General features: G+C 62.6%; 18 protein-coding genes. 8 read left to right on the top strand and 10 right to left on the bottom strand.

What is annotated here, in order from left to right; translation table 11 throughout:
• Window positions 1–40: 40 nt before the first annotated feature.
• Complete coding sequence (locus JFU58_RS24630; RefSeq protein ID WP_063029106.1) at window positions 41–1,108, bottom strand: NAD(P)-dependent alcohol dehydrogenase; 1,068 nt, start codon at window positions 1,106–1,108, stop codon at window positions 41–43.
• 150 nt (window positions 1,109–1,258) lie between these two features.
• Here JFU58_RS24630 and JFU58_RS24635 point away from each other — a divergent pair, with 150 nt between their 5' ends.
• From JFU58_RS24635 to JFU58_RS24645, 3 genes are all read left to right on the top strand, one after another.
• The gene (locus JFU58_RS24635) at window positions 1,259–2,155 is read left to right on the top strand and encodes a VOC family protein (protein ID WP_093208641.1); all 897 of its coding nucleotides are present in this window, start codon (window positions 1,259–1,261) and stop codon (window positions 2,153–2,155) included.
• The gene (locus JFU58_RS24640; RefSeq protein WP_201142609.1) at window positions 2,152–3,543 is read left to right on the top strand and encodes an alginate export family protein; all 1,392 of its coding nucleotides are present in this window, start codon (window positions 2,152–2,154) and stop codon (window positions 3,541–3,543) included. The genes JFU58_RS24635 and JFU58_RS24640 overlap by 4 nt, the downstream gene beginning before the upstream one ends.
• A gap of 87 nt (window positions 3,544–3,630) precedes the next feature.
• The gene (locus JFU58_RS24645; protein WP_063029101.1) at window positions 3,631–4,449 is read left to right on the top strand and encodes an alpha/beta fold hydrolase; all 819 of its coding nucleotides are present in this window, start codon (window positions 3,631–3,633) and stop codon (window positions 4,447–4,449) included.
• Window positions 4,450–4,509: 60 nt separating this feature from the next.
• On the opposite strand, the gene JFU58_RS24650 is transcribed toward JFU58_RS24645, so the two are convergent.
• Window positions 4,510–4,926 carry a DoxX family protein gene (locus tag JFU58_RS24650; protein ID WP_201142610.1) on the bottom strand — a complete coding sequence of 139 codons (417 nt, stop codon included), beginning with the start codon at window positions 4,924–4,926 and terminating at the stop codon, window positions 4,510–4,512.
• A gap of 108 nt (window positions 4,927–5,034) precedes the next feature.
• The gene (locus tag JFU58_RS24655) at window positions 5,035–5,910 is read right to left on the bottom strand and encodes a LysR family transcriptional regulator (RefSeq protein WP_201142611.1); all 876 of its coding nucleotides are present in this window, start codon (window positions 5,908–5,910) and stop codon (window positions 5,035–5,037) included.
• A gap of 177 nt (window positions 5,911–6,087) precedes the next feature.
• Here JFU58_RS24655 and JFU58_RS24660 point away from each other — a divergent pair, with 177 nt between their 5' ends.
• The gene (locus JFU58_RS24660) at window positions 6,088–7,086 is read left to right on the top strand and encodes an NAD(P)H-quinone oxidoreductase (RefSeq protein WP_093208619.1); all 999 of its coding nucleotides are present in this window, start codon (window positions 6,088–6,090) and stop codon (window positions 7,084–7,086) included.
• 15 nt (window positions 7,087–7,101) lie between these two features.
• On the opposite strand, the gene gcvA is transcribed toward JFU58_RS24660, so the two are convergent.
• Window positions 7,102–8,001, bottom strand: a complete 900-nt coding sequence (gene gcvA, locus JFU58_RS24665) for a transcriptional regulator GcvA (protein ID WP_201142612.1) — start codon at window positions 7,999–8,001, stop codon at window positions 7,102–7,104.
• A 101-nt stretch (window positions 8,002–8,102) separates the two neighbouring features.
• Between gcvA and JFU58_RS24670 the strand changes: the two genes are divergently transcribed.
• Entirely contained in the window at window positions 8,103–8,708 is a 606-nt protein-coding gene (locus JFU58_RS24670; RefSeq protein ID WP_093208613.1) for a glutathione S-transferase, read from the top strand.
• 6 nt (window positions 8,709–8,714) lie between these two features.
• On the opposite strand, the gene JFU58_RS24675 is transcribed toward JFU58_RS24670, so the two are convergent.
• Together JFU58_RS24675 and JFU58_RS24680 are read right to left on the bottom strand one after the other, a co-directional pair.
• A complete protein-coding gene (locus JFU58_RS24675) occupies window positions 8,715–9,839 on the bottom strand; it encodes an alkene reductase (RefSeq protein WP_201142613.1) in 1,125 nt (374 codons plus the stop codon).
• Window positions 9,840–9,934: 95 nt separating this feature from the next.
• Entirely contained in the window at window positions 9,935–10,612 is a 678-nt protein-coding gene (locus JFU58_RS24680; RefSeq protein WP_201142614.1) for a type 1 glutamine amidotransferase domain-containing protein, read from the bottom strand.
• 167 nt (window positions 10,613–10,779) lie between these two features.
• Here JFU58_RS24680 and JFU58_RS24685 point away from each other — a divergent pair, with 167 nt between their 5' ends.
• Window positions 10,780–11,736: a GlxA family transcriptional regulator gene (locus JFU58_RS24685; protein ID WP_063029087.1), complete on the top strand. Its 957-nt coding sequence runs from the start codon at window positions 10,780–10,782 to the stop codon at window positions 11,734–11,736.
• Window positions 11,737–11,740: 4 nt separating this feature from the next.
• On the opposite strand, the gene JFU58_RS24690 is transcribed toward JFU58_RS24685, so the two are convergent.
• Window positions 11,741–12,256: a GNAT family N-acetyltransferase gene (locus tag JFU58_RS24690; protein ID WP_081253123.1), complete on the bottom strand. Its 516-nt coding sequence runs from the start codon at window positions 12,254–12,256 to the stop codon at window positions 11,741–11,743.
• A gap of 180 nt (window positions 12,257–12,436) precedes the next feature.
• Between JFU58_RS24690 and JFU58_RS24695 the strand changes: the two genes are divergently transcribed.
• On the top strand, window positions 12,437–13,309 hold the full coding sequence (locus tag JFU58_RS24695; protein WP_093208602.1) for an undecaprenyl-diphosphate phosphatase: 873 nt from the start codon (window positions 12,437–12,439) through the stop codon (window positions 13,307–13,309).
• Here JFU58_RS24695 and JFU58_RS24700 read toward each other — a convergent pair.
• On the bottom strand, window positions 13,306–14,262 hold the full coding sequence (locus tag JFU58_RS24700; protein ID WP_201142615.1) for a Dyp-type peroxidase: 957 nt from the start codon (window positions 14,260–14,262) through the stop codon (window positions 13,306–13,308). The genes JFU58_RS24695 and JFU58_RS24700 overlap by 4 nt on opposite strands.
• Window positions 14,263–14,592: 330 nt before the next feature.
• Here JFU58_RS24700 and JFU58_RS24705 point away from each other — a divergent pair, with 330 nt between their 5' ends.
• Window positions 14,593–16,332, top strand: coding sequence for a dipeptidase (locus JFU58_RS24705; RefSeq protein WP_201142616.1), 1,740 nt, complete (start codon window positions 14,593–14,595; stop codon window positions 16,330–16,332).
• A gap of 34 nt (window positions 16,333–16,366) precedes the next feature.
• On the opposite strand, the gene JFU58_RS24710 is transcribed toward JFU58_RS24705, so the two are convergent.
• On the bottom strand, window positions 16,367–18,106 hold the full coding sequence (locus JFU58_RS24710; protein ID WP_201142617.1) for an ABC transporter ATP-binding protein: 1,740 nt from the start codon (window positions 18,104–18,106) through the stop codon (window positions 16,367–16,369).
• Entirely contained in the window at window positions 18,100–19,893 is a 1,794-nt protein-coding gene (locus tag JFU58_RS24715) for an ABC transporter ATP-binding protein (protein ID WP_201142618.1), read from the bottom strand. Before JFU58_RS24715 ends, JFU58_RS24710 begins: the two co-directional genes overlap by 7 nt.
• Between the last annotated feature and the right edge of the window lie 18 nt (window positions 19,894–19,911).

The raw sequence follows: 19,911 nt of genomic DNA on the forward strand, positions 1-19,911 counted from the left end.
AGCTCCCACACTGGATCTACTGGAACTTATGGAGCGTATTTCAGGCCGCGTGTTTTTCTTTCTTCAAACTCTCGATGTCGATCACAAACCGATACTTCACATCGCCCTTGAGCATGCGCTCGTAGGCTTCATTGATGCTCTGGATGTCGATCATCTCAATGTCCGAAACGATCCCGTGCCTGGCGCAGAAATCCAGCATGTCCTGGGTTTCCTGGATGCCGCCGATCAACGATCCGGCCAGGCTGCGGCGCTTGAAGATCAGGTTGAACACAGTCGGTGACGGGTGTGGGCTGTCCGGCGCGCCTACCAGGGTCATGGTGCCGTCGCGCTTGAGCAGGTTGAGGAAGGCATCGAGGTTGTGGGACGCGGCCACGGTGTTGAGGATGAAGTCCAGGGAGTTGGCAACCTTGGCCATTTCATCCGGGTTCTTCGACACCACTACTTCGTCGGCTCCCAGGCGCAGGCCGTCTTCGCGCTTGTTCGGCGAGGTCGTGAACAGCACCACGTAGGCGCCCATGGCGTGGGCGATTTTCACCGCCATATGCCCCAGGCCACCCAGGCCGACGACGCCGACGCGCTTGCCCGGCCCGACCTTCCAGTGGTGCAGCGGTGAGTAGGTGGTAATGCCTGCACACAGCAGCGGCGCGACCGCCGCCAGGTTGCTCTCGTCGTGGGAGATGCGCAGGACGAACTTCTCCTTGACCACGATATTGTCCGAGTAGCCGCCGAAGGTGTTTTCGCCGCCAAACACCGGGCCGTTGTAAGTGCCGGTGAAGCCGTTTTCACAGTACTGCTCTTCGCCCTCGGCGCAGGATTCGCAGTGTTGGCAACTGTCGACCATGCAGCCGACGCCGGCCAAATCGCCCACCTTGAACTTGCTGACATTGGCGCCCACGGCTGTCACTCGGCCAACGATTTCATGGCCCGGCACCGATGGGTACAAGGTGTTGTGCCATTCGTCGCGCACGGTGTGCAGGTCCGAGTGGCAGACGCCGCAGTAGAGGATGTCGATTTGCACGTCGTCGGCCCCGGGGGCGCGACGTTCGAATGTGAAGGGTTTGAGTGAGTCCTTGGAGTCACGAGCGGCGTAGCTGTAAGTCTTGGCCATTTCGTTCACCTGTTTGTTCAGACGGTTGAAGTCAGTTGACCAGCATAGACGCTGAACCGTTCAACCGAGCACGCCCATACAATCCGCACGGCAGCCCGGCCCCTAAGCTGGCGACTTTTCGATCACGCTGAAAAGTGCTGGAGAATGGGCATGTGCAAGAAAGTGACGACGATATCCCTGGCCTTGACGCTGTTGGGCGCGCAGATGATGGGCAGCGCGTTGGCGGCAACACCGAATGTGGCCGTGGCGCCGCAATACGACACCAGTCACGTCTATGTCGCCCCGGCTGACGTGGACCGCTTTGCCCAGAGTTTCCTCGCCACATTCGGCGGAAAAAGCACGCCCCAGGTGGTGGTGAATGTACTGCCGGTGCCCAGCAGCACCACCTCGCAACTCCTGCAGACACCGGCGGGCACGGTGTCGCTGTTCGGCTTCACCACACCTGTCCCGCACCCGTTCGGCCAGGAGCGCAACGGCTACCTGGTCAAGGACATGGACGTTGCACTCAAGGCTGCCCGGGAAAACGGCGCGGCGGTGATTGTCAGTGATTTTCCCGACCCCATCGGCCGTGATGCGGTGATCCAGTGGCCAGGCGGCGTGAATATGCAGCTCTACTGGCACACCAAGGCCCCGGATTACGCGGCGTTCCAGACCGTTCCGGAGAACCGTGTGTATGTCTCCAACGACCGCGCCGACACGTTCATCAAGTCTTTCGTCGGGTTTTCCCACGGCAAGGTCCTGGCCGATGACAAGCATGCCCCGGCGGTGGATATCGGCCAGGCCAGCGGGAGCTATCGCCGCGTCGATATCGAGTCGCCGTTCGGACGCATGGCGGTGCTGGTCACCAACGGCCAACTGCCCTACCCCTTCGGCCATGAAACCACCGGCTACCAAGTGGCCGACCTGACCGACACGCTGGGCAAAGCCACTGGTTCCGGCGCCAAGGTGCTGGTGCCTGCGTTTGACACTAAGGGCCGGCGCAGCGCGCTGGTGGAATTCCCGGGCGGTTACGTCGCGGAGATTCACCAGCTCAGCGGCGCAAAATGATCCGCGGCACAGGCTGGGGCCTGGCGGTGCTGTGGCCGTTGCTGGCCGGCAGCGCCCACGCCGACGATCAACCGACGCGGCCGGACATCAAAGCCAACCGCTGGCAGGAAGACTGGTCCGTGCTCAAGCACCCGACGCTGCGCACCCAACCCCTGGACAGCCTGAAATACATCCCGCTGTCCAGTGCCAACCCGTTCACTTACCTGTCCCTGGGCGCGACCTTGCGTGAGCGCTTCGAGATGAACGACGCCGCCGGTTTCGGCGCGAAGAACGTGGCCCGTGACCAGTACCTGATCCAGCGTTTCCAGGTACACGCCGACCTGCACCTGGATGAAAACTGGCGGGTGTTTACCCAGCTGGAGGACGCGCGGGCCTATGACAAGACGACGATCGGCGGCGCCGACCAGAACCGCGTCGACCTGCGCCTGGCCTTTGCCGAATACATCAACACCTTCAGTGCCGGTACGTTCAAGGGACGCGTCGGTCGCCAGGACTTTGCCTTCGACTTGCAGCGCTTTATTTCTTCACGGGACGGACCGAATGTGCGCCAGTCCTTTGATGCGCTATGGGCTGACTGGGAAACCTCGAACTGGCGTTTAATCGGAATCGCCAGCCACCCGGTGCAGTACCAGGACGAGCGGCACTTCGACGATAAATCCAACGCTGACGCGCAGTTTCACATGCTGCGGGTCGAGCGGCTGATAGGTGGCAAAAATGAGCTGTCGGCCTATTACGGGGTGTATGAACGCAGCGATGCCCACTATCTGGACGGCGACGGCGATGAGAAACGCCAGTTGTTCGACGCCCGGCTGGGGGGCGCGGCCCTGGGGTTCGATTGGGACATTGAAGCCATGCTGCAAGGTGGCTCAGTGGGCCACAAGGATATTCGCGCCTGGGGTGGCGGCAGCCGCGTGGGCTACACCTTCGACAGCCTGGCCTGGACACCGCGCCTGGGGCTGCAGATGGATATCGCCTCGGGCGACCGCCACGCCGGTGACGGCACGGTGGGGACGTTCAACCCGCTGTTCCCCAATGGCTACTACTTTTCCCTGGCGGGTTATACGGGCTACAGCAACCTGATTCACGTCAAGCCGTCGATCACCGTCAAGCCCATCGCCAAGCTCAGCGTTCAGACCGCCGTAGGCCTGCTCTGGCGGCAAACCACCGCAGACGCGGTCTACACTCAGCCCAACCTGCCGGTTGCCGGCACCGCAGGCCAAGGTGAACGCTGGACCGGCGCCTACGCTCAAGTTCGCACCGACTATGGTTTTACCCCCAACCTCACCGGCGCCGTCGAGGCCGTGCACTACGCGGTCGGCCAGACGCTGCGGGATGCCGGCAGCCATGACAGCAATTACCTGGGGGTGGAACTCAAGTTCAGTTGGTAACCCCAACCAAGCACACCCGTACAAGCGCTGCCTGCGCCTGTTCGACAATAGTCAGCCTTTGCCTTCGTACTCACCCAAGGAGTTTCCATGAGCACTTTACTCACCAAAGACGGCACCGAAATCTACTTCAAGGACTGGGGCAGCGGTAAACCCGTGCTGTTCAGCCATGGCTGGCCGCTGGACGCCGACATGTGGGAATACCAGATGGAGTACCTGAGCAGCCGCGGCTACCGCACCATCGCGTTTGACCGCCGTGGTTTTGGCCGCTCGGACCAACCCTGGACCGGTAACGACTACGATACCTTCGCCGACGATATCGCCGAACTGATCAACCACCTGGACCTGCAGGACGTGACGCTGGTGGGCTTTTCCATGGGCGGTGGCGACGTCGCCCGCTATATCGCGCGCCATGGCAGCGCGCGCGTCGCCGGCCTGGTGTTGCTGGGGGCGGTGACGCCGCTGTTCGGCCAGAAACCCGACTACCCGCAAGGTGTTCCCAAGGATGTATTCGACGGCATCAAGGCCGGCCTGCTGAAGGACCGCGCGCAGTTCATTTCCGACTTCAACACGCCGTTCTTCGGCATCAACAAGGGCCAGAAAGTCTCCGACGGTGTACTGACCCAGACCTTGCAGATCGCCCTGCTCGCCTCGCTCAAGTCCACCGTGGATTGCGTCACTGCGTTCTCGGAAACCGACTTCCGTCCAGACATGGCCAAGATCGACGTACCGACCCTGGTCATCCACGGAGACGGCGACCAGATCGTACCGTTCGAAACCACCGGCAAGGTGGCTGCCGAGATGATCAAGAACGCTGAATTGAAAGTGTACAAGGATGCGCCACACGGCTTCGCGGTCACCCACGCCGAAGCCTTGAACGCAGACCTGCTGGCGTTCCTGAAACGCTGAACCGACTGCATCACGCTGCTACACCTCCTTTTGGCCGGGCTTGCACCCGGCCTTTTTTATTCAGGCGTAACGCAGGGCGCCGACCCACCGCTGGTTGAACGCTATTCGCCCGGGCCCGGCAATCAGGATGCTGGTGAAAATGATCAACAGCAGCCAGCCAAACTGCCCTTCGAGCAGTGTCCATTGCGGATGCACCACCAGCATGGCGATCAGCAGCACACTCAGGATCGGCAGGCAGGCCAGGCGCACCAGCACCCCGGCGATGATCAACAGCGGGCACAGCACTTCGGCGAAAATCGCCAGCAACAGTGTCACGCTCGCCCCCAGGTGGAAGGGATCCTCGATCACCTTCAACTGTTCACCATAGTCCAGCAGCTTGGGCAGGCCATGGACCCACAGCAGGAACAATCCTCCGCTGACCCGCAAAAACAGCAGCCCTAAATCCCGTGCCCCGTCATCCCGTAGTAATGCGTTCATAAGCGACCTGTTCCCGTGACGTTTTACCGACGTTTTTACGCCGGAACCGGAGCTGATTGTGCCGCCACGGACGCCTCGGAAATTGCAGCGATGTGCTGACCTGGGAGCTCACTCACCCGTGCCGGCAAACCCCGCGACGATCTCGTCGATCACCACCCGCACCCGCGCGGTGTGCCGCAGGTCGGCATGGGTCACCAGCCACACATCGTAGGGTAACGGCCGCGTACGGTCCGGCCACAGCCGCACCAGACCGTCCCGCTCGCCGGTAATCAGCGGAATTTCACCGATGCCCAGGCCCGCAGCGATGGACCGGCGCACCAGCAGGCTGGAACTCATGGCCGCAACGATGCGCCCGCGCCCCAGCGGCTCGGAGACCAGGGTCAGGTCTTTTTGGCTTTGCAGGTGTGGCTGGTACACCACCAGATCGTGTCCTTCGAACAGGCTGCCAGGCTGCGGTGCGCCGTGGCGGTCGATATACGCCTGCGAGGCAAATAGCCCCACCGGCCAGCGGGCGATGCGCCGGGCGATAAGGTCGGGGTTGTCCGGGCGAGTGTTGCGCACGGCGATGTCGGCTTCGCGCTTGGCCAGGCTCAGGATCTGGGTCGAAGCGTCCATCTGCACCCGCACGTCAGGGTGCGCGTCGTGCAGCCGGGCGATGGCCGGGATCAAGAAGTCGATGGCCAGGGAGTCGGTGGTGGTCACCCGCACGGTGCCGGTCAGACGGTCGTCCAGGCCCTGGACCTGACGTTCCAGGTCAATGGCCGAACGCTCCATTTTCTCCACTGATTGCAAGGCGGCCTCACCCACGGCTGTCAGCGCATAGCCTTCGGAGGTGCGCAAAAACAACGTCGCGTTCAACGACTTTTCCAGGGCATTGACCCGCCGCCCCACGGTGGCTTGATCCACCCCCAGCACCCGCGCGGCACCGCGTAATGTGGACTCGCGGCACACCGCGAGAAATACCCGGGCATCGTCCCAGTTCATGATTTCCCCCTTTTGATGCATTTATGCATCACTGTGACGTGTAATCGCAGCATTATTGCATCACTTATCCCGGATATGCTGGGCGCCAGAGAAAATCCTCCGGATCGCCAGCCTGCTGAACCGCCCGGTACCGGGCGCGGTCCCAACCCATACGTTCATTGCTACAGGTGCGCTCAAATGAATCTGCCCCACGAAATGACCCTGATCGAAATCACTAGCCCCGGCGGCCCCGAGGTTCTGCAACCGCGCCAGGAGCCCATGCCTGTTGCCGGCCCCGGCGAAGTACTGATCCGCGTGCACGCCGCCGGCGTCAATCGCCCGGACGCCCTGCAACGCGCCGGCACCTACCCGATGAAACCCGGCATGAGCCCGTTCCCCGGGCTGGAAGTGGCCGGTGTGGTGGTCGCGCTGGGCGAAGGCGTCAACGAGTACGCATTGGGCGACAAGGTCTGCGCCCTGACCAATGGCGGCGGGTATGCACAGTACTGCGCGGTACCCGCCAGCCAGACCTTGCCGGTTCCCGATGGTCTGGACTGGATTCAGGCGGCAGCGATTCCGGAAACCTTCTTCACCGTATGGGCCAACCTGTTCGGCATCGGCGGCGCGCATAAAGACCAGCGCGTACTGATCCACGGCGGCACCAGCGGCATCGGCACCACCGCGCTGATGCTGTGCCGCGAGTTTGGTATCGAAGCCTTCGCCACCGCCGGCAGTGCAGAAAAATGCGCCACCATCCGCGAACTGGGGGCCGAACCGATCAACTACCGGGAACAGGATTTCGCCCAGGTCATCGCTGACAAAACCGCTGGCGAGGGCGTCAACGTGATCCTCGACATCATGGGTGGCTCCTACCTGAACAACAACATCAGCGCCCTGGCCATGGAGGGTCGGCTGGTGATGCTGGGCTTCCTGGGCGGCGCACGCGCCAAGGACATCGACCTGCTGGCGATCCTCGGCAAACGCGCGATCGTGACCGGCTCGTTGCTGCGCTCGCGCACCCGGGAAGAAAAAGCCGCGATTGCCGCACAGCTGCGCGAACACGTGTGGCCGGTGCTGTCGGCCGGGCGTTGCCTGCCGATGATCGATGAGGTGTATGCCTATACCGACGCCGCGAAGGCCCATGCGCGGATGGAAGGTGGTGACCATATCGGCAAGATTGTGTTGCGGGTGGACTGAAAAAAACGCTGCGGGTCAGGCCTGGGGTTTCAAAAGGGCCTGATACGCTTGCGCCTCGGCGAACAACCACTCGGAAAACTCTCGCTGCTTGTTCGCCGCACGCTCCCGGGGCGGCCACACCAGCCAATACGGATAAGGGTACGGTGCGGTGATCTCACTCAACTGCACCAATTCACCTCGCCCAATGGCGTCCTGCACCAGGCTGCGCCGGTCCAGCGCGATGCCCTGCCCCAGCCGCACCGCCTCCAGCACCAGGTTCGAATCGTTGCTGCACAGGCCTTGGCGCTCCACAGCCATTTCCACACCCGCCGCCTGGCACCAGGGCAACCAGGATTCGGTGCTGTGAATAATCCGGCTCGCGATGATCTGCGCGGGCGTGCGCGGCAGTTGCCCGCCATTGAAGTGCGGCGCCGCGACTACCACCACTTCGTCATGAAACAGTAACGCCTGTTCCACCCCCTCCCAATCGCCTTTGCCCATGCGAATGCCGATATCCACCGACTCCTGATGCAGGTTGGAAACCGTCAGGCTGGCTTGCAGGCGGATGTTGATGTCCGGGTAACGCTGCTGAAACGCCGGCAGCCTGGGGATCAACCAGGCGCGGGCAAACGAGGGGATGACGGCCACCACCAGTTCGCCCATTTTCGGCTGGGCCTGGATTGTCCGGGTGGCGTGCTCGATGTCCGCCAACGCCTGGCGGATTTGCAGCGCGTACAAGCGGCCATCCTCGCTGACACGCAGCCCGCGACCTTCACGCACAAACAGGGTAAGGCCGACCATCTCCTCCAGCGCCTTGATCTGCTGGCTGATTGCCGAGTGGGTGACGTGCAATTCCTTGGCGGCCAGGGTCACGCTCCCGAGCCTGGAGGTGGCTTCGAAACTACGCAGTGCGGCCAGGGGTGGGAAAGCGTTCATGTAAGCGCGGCTAACCTTTCGTGATAAAAAAGATCGATATTGCAGGGATGGATGCCCCGATAAAGTAATCTGAATTTAACACTGCGGTAAATGGAGGCTACATGAAACTGGTCGGCATGCTGGACTCGCCCTACGTGCGCCGCGTGGCAATTTCCCTGGAGCTTTATGGTGTCGCGTTTGAACACCAGTCACTGTCGGTGTTCAGCACCTTCGACGAGTTCTCCAGGATCAACCCGGTGGTCAAGGCCCCGACACTGGTGCTCGACGACGGTACGGTGCTGATGGATTCCGGCCTGATCCTCGAATACCTGGAAGCCCTGGCGCCAGCTGACAAAAAGCTGTTGCCCCAGCAAGCAGTGGCACTTGCCCGGGATCTGCAAGTGATCGGCCTGGCGCTGGCCGCGTGCGAAAAGACCGTGCAGATCGTCTACGAACATCACCTGCGGCCTGCCGAAAAACTTCACCAGCCTTGGATCGACCGTGTGACCGAGCAACTGCTGGCCGCTTATTCGTTATTGGAGACGCTGGTGGCCGATCGCAACAGCGACACGCCGCTGAACCAGGCGAGCCTGACGGTGGCGGTCGCCTGGTCCTTCACCCAGCTCAAGATAGCCGACGTCGTGAAGGCCGATGCGTTCCCGCACTTGCAGCGCCATGCGGCACGTGCGGAACAACATTCGGCGTTTCACAAGTACCCGACCGAGTAGCCGCGTTTACCCGGCGTACACCGGGTAATCGGTAAAGCCCACTTCCGTGCCGCCATACAGGCCGGCAGCGTTCAACGGGTTCAGCGGCCAACCGTTGAGCAGGCGCTGGGGCAAGTCGGGGTTGGCAATGTATGGCCGGCCAAATGCAATCAGGTCCGCCAGCCCCGCCTCTACCAGTCGTACGCCGCGCTCTGCGGTGTAGCGGCCGGCGTAGATGATGCGACCGGTGAAGGTGTCGCGCACAGCCCGACGGAACGACTCGGGCAATTCCGGCGCGTTGTCCCAGTCAGCCTCGGCGATGGACACGTAAGCGATGCCGGTGGCCTCAAGTATCTTGATCGCCTCAATGTAGGTGTGATGCGGATCTTCCTCGACCAGGCCGATGTAAACCCGGTCCTGGTCAGTGCCACTGAACAACGGCGCAAAGCGCACACCCAGGCGCTCCGGGCCGACCACTTCGGCCACCGCCTCGACGATTTCCCGCAGGAAGCGCAGGCGGTTGTGCAGCGAGCCGCCGTATTCATCGTCGCGCTGGTTGGAATGCGCCGAGATGAACTGGTTGACCAGATAGCCGTTGGCCGAATGAATCTCCACGCCATCGAACCCGGCGGCCAACGCGTTTTTTGCAGCCTGGACATACAGCCCCACCAGCTCCTTGACCTCTGCGGTAGTCAAGGCGCGGGGCTCTGGCGGCTGCACCAACTCACCGGTGCCGGGCCCGGTTGCAACGAATGCCTTGGCTTGTTGCGGCTGGATCGCCGACGGCGCGACGGGGGCTGCGCCGTCGGGTTGCAGGTCGTGATGGGACACGCGGCCCACGTGCCAAAGCTGGGCGAAGATCACACCGCCTTCGGCATGCACGGCATCGGTCACGGTGCGCCAGCCGTCGATTTGCTCCGGCGTGTAGATGCCCGGAGTCCAGGCATAACCCTGGCCGCGAGGCTCGATCTGCGTGCCTTCGCTGACCATAAAGCCGGCGGTGGCGCGCTGGCGGTAATAGAGCGCCATCAAGTCCGTGGCGATATCACCGGGCTGGGCACTTCGCTGGCGGGTCAGTGGCGGCAGGACGATGCGGTTTTTCAGGGTGTGGTGCCCCAATTTGATCGGGGTACCTAAAGCGCTGTTACTCATGATGGGGGTTCCAGAAGCGAATTTCGGGCGTGCAGAAGTGGCCGGCTCCCGCTCAGGGGAGCCGCCAACCACTTACTTTGGGGGGATTTAGCGGGTTACGCGGTCAGCTTCAACAGCGCTTTGGCGACGTCGCTGGAACTGGCAGGATTCTGCCCGGTGACCAGCAGGCCATCTTCAATCACAAAGGACTGCCAATCGGCACCCTTTTCATACTTGCCGCCCAGTGCCTTGAAATCGTCCTCGATCAGGAACGGCACTACGTCGGTCAGGCCAACCGCGGCTTCTTCGGAGTTGGAGAAGCCGGTGACGCGTCGACCCTTGACCAGCGGTTCGCCGTTGACGGCCTTGACGTGACGCAAGGCGCCCGGGGCATGGCACACAAAGCCAATCGGCTTGCCGGCACGCTCGAAGGCTTCGATCAGGGCGATGGAGATTTTCGACTCTGCCAGGTCCCACAGCGGGCCATGGCCGCCTGGGTAGAAGACGGTGTCGAAGTCGTCAGCGTTGACCGAGTCCAGCTTCAGCGTGGTGGCCAGGGCCTGCTGTGCCGCCGGGTCGGTGGCGAAGCGGCGGGTCTGGTCGGTTTGCGAATCCGGCAGGTCGCTGACCGGATCCAACGGCGGCTGACCACCGGCTGGCGAGGCCAGGGTCACGTCGGCCCCGGCGTCCTTGAACGCGTAGTAGGGAGCAGCAAATTCTTCGAGCCAGAACCCGGTCTTGCGGCCGGTGTTGCCAAGCTGGTCGTGAGAAGTCAAAACCATCAATACTTTCATGTGCCAGTGCCTCGGGGTGATGTGGGGTGGAATGGAGTGAAGCTTAGGAGCCGGGTCAACACCGCACAATGTCATGTCCGCAAGGATTCCGGACATTGCGCCAAGCCGGTTGCCGTTTACCGGTTACACGCCGACAATCACCGCTCCGCGCCCCTTGGAGAGATGAGATGCACAGCATTGCGCTGATGGTTTACCCGAACTTTCAATCCCTCAGCCTTAGCCTGGGCTCGGTGTTCGAGTGCGCGAATCTGCTGCGGGGCGAGCAGGCCTATGAGTTTCACCTTGTGTCGGAGAGTGGCGGCCCGATCATGACGTCCCAGGGGTTCTCGGTGAACAGCACACCGATCCGGCCCGAGGGTTATGACACATTGATCGTCAGCGGCTACCTGGAGTTCCAACTGCCTGATGCCAACCTGCTGAGGCTGGTCCAGGCGGCCTCCAAGCAGTCCCGACGGATTGCGTCGCTGTGCATGGGCATCTTCGTGCTGGCCGAAGCCGGGTTGCTCGAGGGCAAGCGCGCCACCACCCACTGGCTGCATGCGCCGGCGTTCGCCAAGCGTTACCCGCAGATTCGCCTGGAAGAAGACAAACTGTTCGTCGTCGACGGCCAGATCTGGACCGGCGCCGGCATGAGCGCCGGGGTGGACCTGGCGCTGGCGATGGTGGAGAACGACCTGGGCAGCGACCTCGCCCGCCGCATCGCGCGCAAGTTGGTGATTGCCCAGCGGCGCGGCAGCGAACAGTCGCAACTGTCGGCGCTGCTGGAACTGGACCCCAAATCCGACCGCGTGCAGCTGGCCCTGGCCTACGCTCGGGAGAATCTGACTCACGACCTTTCAGTCGAAGCGCTGGCGGCCGTGGCGCGCCTCAGCCCGCGCCAGTTCAGTCGGGTGTTTCGCGAGGAGACCGGGCAAACCCCGGCCAAGGCCATTGAGTCCCTGCGAGTAGAAGCTGCGCGGGCGATGATGGAAACCAGTCGCCATCCGGTGGAAGTGGTCGCCCGCGAGACCGGGTTCGGTGATCGCGAACGGATGCGCCAGGCGTTCCTGCGCGCATTCGGGCAGCCGCCTCAGGCGATGCAGGCGGCATTGTTCAGCGCAGGGGCTGGCGCAGCGTTTAGCTGAGGCCTCAGTGCAGCGCCGCCCGCGTCACCAGGAAGCTCAGCAGGTTCGGCTCATCATCCAGCTCAATGGCCTGCACCGGACGGGGCAGGTTATCCAATACCGTGCGCCAGAACGCCTGGCTCACTTCATCCTGATCATAGAAACGCACCAGCCAGTTCGCCTCGCCACTGCTCAATACCTGAGTAGCGATGGCGCGGCCGATGCCCTTGCGGCGGTAGCGTTTCAAGATGAACAGGTCAGCCAGTTCCAGCGCATCAATCCCCGGCAATTCGCTGCCTTCAATCAGCAGGAAGCCGGCGATATAGCCGTCCACCAGCAGTAGGTTGGCACTCCACTGCGGGTCTTCCCAATAGCGGGCCAGGTGCTCCTCATGGATGTAGAAGCGGCCGTCCACCTCGACGTCTTCCTGTTCCCAGTCCGAGGACTCGTAGGCGTAGAACTGGTAAAGGTTGGCGATCAGCGCGGCGTGTTCCGGGCCGGCCTCGATCAATTCGACGGTGGTATCGGGGATTGCAGGCATGGGCATCTCGGCAAAAAAACAGGGCGCCATTGTCAACAAAGCCACAGGCAATGCCAATACACCGGCGAAGCTTTCTGTTGGCTGAACCGATCGCGCTTTTCTCTTGTCAACGACAAAATCATTACAAAGTTAGACTAAACTCCGCAGCACTTCCCTCCCCTCGTTTTCAGGATAAGTACTTTGACAAACGTCTGCACCAGCGGCCTCGATGTCGGCTTTGCATCCCTGGATTACCTGCAAATCGGCATCCTGGGCATCATTCAGGGCATCACCGAATTGCTGCCCGTGTCTTCCACCGCCCACATGCGCATCGTGCCCGCCCTGCTCGGCTGGCCGGATCCCGGCTCGGCGTTTTCCGCGGCCATGCAGCTGGCCGCACTGGCGGCGGTGGTCAGTTACTTCTGGAAGGATGTGCGCCAGGTCACCGTGGGCAGCATCAGCGCGGTGCGCCAGGGCGACTACAACAACCAGTGGTTCAAGCTGGCGGTGGCGATTGTGCTGGCGACTATTCCGATTGGTATAGCCGGGATTGCCTTGTCGTCGACGCTCAACTCGTGCAACTCGCCGTTGCGCGGGCTGATGGTGATCGGGATTTCCTGCCTGGTGATGGCGGTGCTGCTGGCGGCGGCTGAACTCAGCGCAAGGCACAAGCGCACGGTGGGCGAAATGCGCCTGCGGGATGCGCTGATTGTCGGCATTGCGCAGATCGGCGCGCTGATTCCCGGGGTTTCCCGCTCGGGCTCGACCCTGACCGCCGCACTGTTCCTCAACTTCAAGCGTGAAGAAGCGGCGCGGTTTTCGTTCCTGCTGGGCTTGCCGGCGATCGCCCTGGCGGGATTGAAGGAGCTGTGGGTGTTGTTCCACGCCGACCTTCCGGCCCATGCCTGGCCGCACCTGATCTTTGGCCTGGTGGTCGCCAGTGTCTCGGCGTTCTTCGCGATCTGGGGCCTGATGAAGTTCCTGGAACGGTTCTCCACCTGGCCGTTCGTGATCTACCGTGCGGTGCTGGGGGTGTTCCTGATTGTGGCGGTGAGCACCGGGTTGTTGGCTTAAGGCAAGCGGTCGGCCAGTTCCTCGAGCAAATCCGCAGACGGTATGAAGAACAGGCCGCCGGTGACCGCCGTGCTGAAGTCCAGCAGGCGGTCATAGTTGCCGGTCGGTCGGCCGACAAACATGTTCTCCAGCATCAACTCCAAAGGCTCCGGCGACCGCGCGTAGCCGATGAAGTACGTCCCGAATTCCCCCGCACCCAGCCGGCCAAAGGGCATATTGTCCCGCAGGATCTTCACTTCCTCGCCGTCCTTGGTGATGGTGGTCAGCGCACTGTGGGAGTTGGTCGGCTTGGCCGCGTCGTCGAGTTCGATGTCCGACAGTTTCGTGCGCCCGATCACCCGCTCTTGAGCCTCGACTGACAATGCGTTCCAGGCCGTCATGTTGTGCAGGTACTTCTGCACCAACACATAGCTGCCGCCGCTGAAGTCCGGGTCCTCATCACCGACAATGGTAAAGCCCACCGCCTTGCGCCCGACCGGGTTCTCGGTACCGTCGACAAAACCGATGATGCTGCGCATGTCGAAGTAACGGAAACCCTGGACCTCGTCCACCACCGTCACCGCATCGCCCAACGCCGCCATCAACTGCGTAGCCAGCTCAAAACACAGGTCCATCTGATCGGCACGGATGTGCAGCAGGATATCCCCCGGCGTAGCGGGTGCCAGACGACCTGCCACGCCCACTTCCCTGAACGGATGCAGCGCTGCCGGGCGCGGGCTGCCGAACAGCGCGTCCCAGGCCTTGGAGCCAAAACCTGCAACACAGGACAGGTTGCCCGCCGGCACACGCTTACCGACTGAACGCACCAGGCCGGCAATATCAGCGCACCAACTGCGTACCGCCTCCGCCGAGTCGCTGCCAGGAGCCAAGGTGGCGACCATGAAAATGGCGCTGCTGGTGATCGGGCTGCAGACGGATTGGGGTTCAAGGTTTGGATCGGTTGGGGTTGTCATTGAGAGGTCCACGGGTGGCGGTCGATATTTCAACGTCGGGAGATTAGCAGACCACCAAACCCTGTGGGAGCTGTCGAGCCTTAGCGAGGCTGCGAAGGCGGCAGCAGTGTCAACATTGATGCTGCCTGAACCACCGCTATCGCAGCCTCGCTAAAGCTCGACAGCTCCCACACTGGATTTTCGTTTATGCGCCACTTGCGCATTTCCTTCGGACAAACCCCACAACAGGGACTCCCCTCCTACGGCCTCCCGATGGTAGTGTGTGAAATTGTTTCTGACCTTCTGATCAGACATTTCTCACTCACTCCCTGCAAAGGAATGCCCCCAGCAATGGATTTTTCCCTCAAGCAACTGGCCGTAGCCACCCTGATGGCCGCCAGCCTTTCGGTGTTCACCACCCAAGCGCAAGCCAACCTCACCCCGCAACAGAACGCGATCATCCTGAAGACCTTCAGCGATGCTTCGGTGAAGGATTTCAGGCAGTTTCTCGGCAGCCTGGCCAAGAGTGACGTGGCGAAGAGCGACAACCTCGGCCCGGCCATCAGCGCGTTCCTCGACAACAAGGACCTGACCGCCGACCAGCAGAATGAAATCCATCGCCTGCTGGGCCTGTATGCGCGAGTGAAGTACGGCGCTGCCGCCACTGAAACCCTGCGCGAACTGGTGGAGATCCCGACCTTCCAAGTGGCCGGCGTGGCCCAGCACGACAACCCCGAGTTCATCAAGATCGCCGCCAAGATCAAGAGCCTGGCCGAGTCGTTCAACCTGAACTTCCGCAATATCGATAACCGTGTCTATGAGATCTCCCTGGAAGGCAGCGGCGATGAAGTCGTCGGCATCCATGCTCACGCCGATGTGGTACCGGTAACCCCGGAAAACTGGGTGCTCAAGGACGGCACCAAGCTCGATCCGTTCAAGGTCACGCTGATTGGCGATCGCATGTATGGCCGCGGCACCGAGGACGACAAGAACGGCATCGTGGTAGCGATGTATGCGATGAAGGTGATCAAGGAAGAGAAGCTGCCACTGGCACGCAATTTCAAGCTGCTGGTGGACACCACCGAGGAAACCTCTGGCGACGCAATCCCGTACTACTTCGAACACAACCCAACGCCCAACTACAACCTGGCGCTGGATGGCGGCTACCCGGTGGTGATCGCCGAGAAAGGCTACGGCACGGTCATGGCCAAGTTCCCCAAGCGCAAGGCTGAAGGCAAAGGCGCAGAAATCATCTCGATGACCGGCGGCAAGGCCACCAACCAGATTCCATCGGCGTCGGTGGTGACATTGCTCAGCGACAAGCCTGCCGAACTCGCCGCCAGCCTGCAAAAGGCCGGTAGCGAATACGCCAAGCGCAATGGCGGCGACTTTGAAGTAGCGGCCAAGGTGGTCGGCAAGGACGTCCAACTGACCGTCACCGGCGTGTCCGCCCACTCCTCCGAGCCGGAATCCGGGGTGAACCCGGTGGCCCGGATGCTCGATTTCCTCAACAGCCTCGACGGCAAAGTCACGCTCAAGCACAACCAGTTCACCGACGCCGCGCGTTATGCCGCCAACAACTGGGGCCTGGATTACCTGGGCGGCAAACTGGGTGTGGGCTTCTCCGATGCGTTCATGGGGCCGCTGACTACGTCGCTGACCTATGTGGGTGAGGATGACAAAGCCTTCAAGCTGGCAGTCAACCTGCGGGTGCCAAAAGGCAAGTCGCCGGAAGCGCTCAAGGCTGAAATTGCTGACAAGCTGGCTGCGTGGACCAAGAAGAGCCACGTAGCCGTGAGCTTCGACTACTCGATCGCCGAGCCGATGTACCGCAACCCTGAAGGCGAGTGGGTCAAGGCGCTGTTGGCGGTGGCCAGCGAGAACCTGGGCATGGAACACAAGTACGGCACTTCCGCCGGTGCGACCTCGGTGCATGAGCTGCCTAATGGCGTGCAATTCGGCCTGGCGCGGCCGGAGGTCAAGTACACCGGCCACACCGACAGCGAGTTCAAGACCGTCGACCAGTTCCTGCTGGACCTGCAGATTGTCACCGAAATGATGGGCCGCATCGGGCAACTGCCGAAGCTCTGACCCTGCGCTCGGACCCGCCGTCCTGGCGGGTCCACTAGGCGATACGCCACCCCTTCGACGCCCGCCGCTGTGCCAGGAACCGGGCATAGCGCCCCTGGCGGGCCGTCAGTTGTTCAGGCGTGCCGTGCTCTACGATCCGGCCCTCTTCAAGCACCACGATCTGGTCGGCCATCACCACCGTCGACAGCTGATGCGCGATCACGATCAACGTGCACGTGCCGCGCAAGCGTGACAGGGTTTCGGCGATGACCGCCTGGTTCTCGGCGTCCAATGCAGCCGTAGCTTCGTCCACCAACAGGATCGGCGCGCCCTTGACCAGCGCCCGGGCGATCGCAACACGCTGGCGCTCGCCACCGGACAGGCGTGCTCCGCCCTCGCCCACGGTGGTCGACAGGCCCATGGGCAGGCGCTCGATGATTTCTTGCACGCCGGCCTGTCGCGCGGCCTTCAATACTTGCGCATCGCTGGCATCGGGCTTGCCGAGGCGAATGTTGTCGGCGACGCTGCCCTGGAACAGGTAGGTGTCCTGGAAAATCTGGCTGATCTGCGCGTTGAGTTGCTCGCCGGACATCTGTCGCACATCCACGCCACCGATACACACCTGGCCCTGGCTGACCTCGAAAAATCGCGCGACCAACCGCAAGAGCGTGGTCTTGCCGGAGCCGGATTCCCCTACGAGTGCGGTCATGCTGCCAGGCTCAATACGCAGGTTCACGCCGCGCAACACGTCCCGAGGACTACCCGGGTGACGAAAGCTGACGTCGCACAATTCCACGGAGGCATCCCGCGGACACTGCGGCGCGCTGGGTTCCTTCATCGGCAAAGCTGCAAGGATCTCGCGCACCGCCTCAAGTTGTATCCCGGCGCCGCGCAACGTCTCGCCATAGCCGGCCACCTCCAGCAGCGGGTCAACGAAGCGGCTGACCAGCAACAGCGAGACCATCACCGCGATCACCGAACCCACGTACAAGGCATTCCCCAGGTAGGCGTCAAGCCACAACGCGGCGGCGATCAACAAGGCGGCGAACACCACCTGCACCGACCACATATTCAGCAGTACCGAGGTTGCAGACAGCAGGATCAGGCGTGCCCCTGTCGCGTGTTGCTGTTCAATCGCCCGCTGCAGGAACACCGAGCTACCGCCGCCACTGAACGCACGCAACACCGACTGCGATTGGGCGAACTCCAGCATGCGTTGGCTGGTGTCGGCCGAGCTGCGCTGGAACGCCCGGTCGGCACGCCGGCCCAGCCGCGCGCTGAACCAGAACGCAGCACCGAGAATCGGCAATGCCAACAAGGCGATCAGGCCCATTTTCCAGTTCAACACAAACAACGCCAGCACCAGCACCAACGGCGTCACCACACCGCTGAGCACCGGGGTAAATACATGGGCCGGCAGTTGGGCCACGGTCATCATGCCCTGGGTCACCACCTGGTTGAGCCGCGCGGTGTTATCCGGCGTAAACCAGCCGACGGGCAGCCCGGCCACATGATCGCCAATCCGCTGGCGACCGCCTTGCAGCACCGCCACGCCCACCGCGACGCCGGCCTTTTCAACTTCCCGTCGCGTAGCCCAACACGTCGCCACCGCCGCCAGAAACACCACCAGCCACAACGCGGCTTCGGCAAGATCACCGTTGAGCATATCGGTCAGTACCGGCACCAGCGCAGCGATGGTCAGCCCACAGAGCGCGCCGTAGAACACCACCTTTCCCACATAGCGACGCAAGACTGGCCCGTCGTCGCCCGACAGTTCGATAAAGGTTTTCAGCATGTCGGCAGCGCCTGTTCGCGAGTCTGTTTGTAGCCGCCCGACGCCCACAGGCGCGCGTAGCGGCCCTCCTGCGCGATCAGTCGGGGATGGTTGCCCTGTTCAACGATGCGGCCGTTTTCCAGCACGATGATGTGGTCGGCGTGCATCACGGTGTCGAGGCGGTGGGCGATCACCAGCAGCGTGCGCCCTTGGGCAACGCGTGACAGCGCGTCCTGGATCGCCACCTCGTTCCCGGCATCGGCGGCGGCCGTGGGCTCGTCCAGCACCAGCACCGGCGGCGCCAGCAATACCGCGCGGGCGATGCTGATGCGCTGCTGCTCACCGCCGGACAACTGCGCGTCCTCGCCGATCACCGAGGCGTAGCCCCGTGGCAAGCCGATGATGCATTCGTGGATATTCGCGGCCCGGGCGGCCGCTTCGATTTCCTTGCGGCTCGCGCTGGGCCGGCCGAGGGCGATGTTTTCCGCAATGCTGGCGTGGACCAGGCGCACCTCTTGCAACACGAATCCAATCAGGTTGTAGAGCTGCGAGGTCTCGATCTGCCGCAGGTCGACGCCGCCCAGGGTGATACGCCCCTCGGTCGGGTCAAAAAAGCGCAGCAGCAGGCGCGCCAGGGTCGACTTGCCCGAGCCCGAAGCGCCGACGATGGCGGTGACGGTGCCGGGCTTGAGGGTCAAGCTGATATTCGACAGTACCGGGTTCTGCGGGTCGTAGGCGTACCCGAGGTTTTCCACGCGCACCTCGGCGTCCTTGGGCAGCCGCTCGGAACCCGGTTCCACCTGTGCCAGCACCGGTGTCGCCAGCAGTGCCTGTACACGCTCGGCGGCGCCAACGGCGTTGTTCAGGTCGTGAGTGATGTAACTCAGCAGCATCAGCGGCGCACAAATACCCGGCGCAACAATGGCGAACGGCAGCACCTCTACGGCGCTGATCCAGCCCAGGCTGATAAACACCAGGCCGAACGTCAGCACCGTTGCCAGCACCGTCACCGGGGCGATCATTGCATTGGCGTTGGCCATCGTCCCCACCAGCGGCCGGGTGAATTCAACGAAGGCTTTGCTGAAATCATCCACCGCTTTGCGGTAGCTTGCGTGGGCCTTGCCGATGGCACCGAAGGCCTTGACCACCGGAATGCCGTTGACGAACTCGACGACTGCGTTATTGACCCGGGTCATGCGTTCGACAAAGGCCTGCCTGGTGCGGCCGCTGGCGTTCATCGCACGATTGAAGAACAGGAAGAACCCCGGAAACGGCAACAGCGATACCAGCGCCATGCGCCAGTCGACCGAGAACAGATACACCGCCGACAACAACACTGCCCCGGCGCAACGCCCGGCGGTGGTATAGAAATGCGCAGTCAGGCTGTGCAGGGTACCGATGTCGTCCTGCATCGCCTGCTTGACCTCGCCCGACGCCCGCTCGGTGAACCAGCCCAGCGGCACCTGGCTCAGTCGCTGGGCGATTGCCAGGCGCAGGTGGCGAGTGATGTGGTTGTCGGCCAGGTGCGCGACCGTCTCCGCAACCGTCATCAACAGCAGGCCCGCGAACAGGCTCGCCAGGCTGACACAGAGGGTCAACCACACCTCCCCCGACGCCTGGGCCATGGACGGCCCGCCGAGGGCAACCCTGGCGATATGCACGATGCCGCCCAGCGGCACCAACGTCAGCATACTGCCCACACCGGCCAGCAGTGCCGCAGCGATCAGTCGCCCGCGCACCGGCCGCAACACTTGCGAGACCGCGCCCCGCCCCCTGGGTTTGGCCGCAGCCACATCCTTGTTACTCATGAAGTCTCCCTGACTGAA

The sequence above is a fragment of the Pseudomonas sp. TH34 genome (genome assembly GCF_016650865.1).
Taxonomy (GTDB): domain Bacteria; phylum Pseudomonadota; class Gammaproteobacteria; order Pseudomonadales; family Pseudomonadaceae; genus Aquipseudomonas; species Aquipseudomonas yamanorum.

Bases quoted from the DNA above. Each gene is read 5' to 3' on its own strand.
- JFU58_RS24635 (WP_093208641.1), top strand. From the start codon at position 1,259: ATGTGCAAGAAAGTGACGACGATATCCCTGGCCTTGACGCTGTTGGGC.
- JFU58_RS24680 (WP_201142614.1), bottom strand. From the start codon at position 10,612: ATGAAAGTATTGATGGTTTTGACTTCTCACGACCAGCTTGGCAACACC.
- JFU58_RS24705 (WP_201142616.1), top strand. From the start codon at position 14,593: ATGGATTTTTCCCTCAAGCAACTGGCCGTAGCCACCCTGATGGCCGCC.
- JFU58_RS24715 (WP_201142618.1), bottom strand. From the start codon at position 19,893: ATGAGTAACAAGGATGTGGCTGCGGCCAAACCCAGGGGGCGGGGCGCG.
- JFU58_RS24660 (WP_093208619.1), top strand. From the start codon at position 6,088: ATGAATCTGCCCCACGAAATGACCCTGATCGAAATCACTAGCCCCGGC.
- gcvA (WP_201142612.1), bottom strand. From the start codon at position 8,001: ATGAACGCTTTCCCACCCCTGGCCGCACTGCGTAGTTTCGAAGCCACC.
- JFU58_RS24630 (WP_063029106.1), bottom strand. From the start codon at position 1,108: ATGGCCAAGACTTACAGCTACGCCGCTCGTGACTCCAAGGACTCACTC.
- JFU58_RS24700 (WP_201142615.1), bottom strand. From the start codon at position 14,262: ATGACAACCCCAACCGATCCAAACCTTGAACCCCAATCCGTCTGCAGC.
- JFU58_RS24645 (WP_063029101.1), top strand. From the start codon at position 3,631: ATGAGCACTTTACTCACCAAAGACGGCACCGAAATCTACTTCAAGGAC.
- JFU58_RS24710 (WP_201142617.1), bottom strand. From the start codon at position 18,106: ATGCTGAAAACCTTTATCGAACTGTCGGGCGACGACGGGCCAGTCTTG.
- JFU58_RS24670 (WP_093208613.1), top strand. From the start codon at position 8,103: ATGAAACTGGTCGGCATGCTGGACTCGCCCTACGTGCGCCGCGTGGCA.
- JFU58_RS24675 (WP_201142613.1), bottom strand. From the start codon at position 9,839: ATGAGTAACAGCGCTTTAGGTACCCCGATCAAATTGGGGCACCACACC.
- JFU58_RS24640 (WP_201142609.1), top strand. From the start codon at position 2,152: ATGATCCGCGGCACAGGCTGGGGCCTGGCGGTGCTGTGGCCGTTGCTG.
- JFU58_RS24690 (WP_081253123.1), bottom strand. From the start codon at position 12,256: ATGCCTGCAATCCCCGATACCACCGTCGAATTGATCGAGGCCGGCCCG.
- JFU58_RS24650 (WP_201142610.1), bottom strand. From the start codon at position 4,926: ATGAACGCATTACTACGGGATGACGGGGCACGGGATTTAGGGCTGCTG.
- JFU58_RS24655 (WP_201142611.1), bottom strand. From the start codon at position 5,910: ATGAACTGGGACGATGCCCGGGTATTTCTCGCGGTGTGCCGCGAGTCC.
- JFU58_RS24685 (WP_063029087.1), top strand. From the start codon at position 10,780: ATGCACAGCATTGCGCTGATGGTTTACCCGAACTTTCAATCCCTCAGC.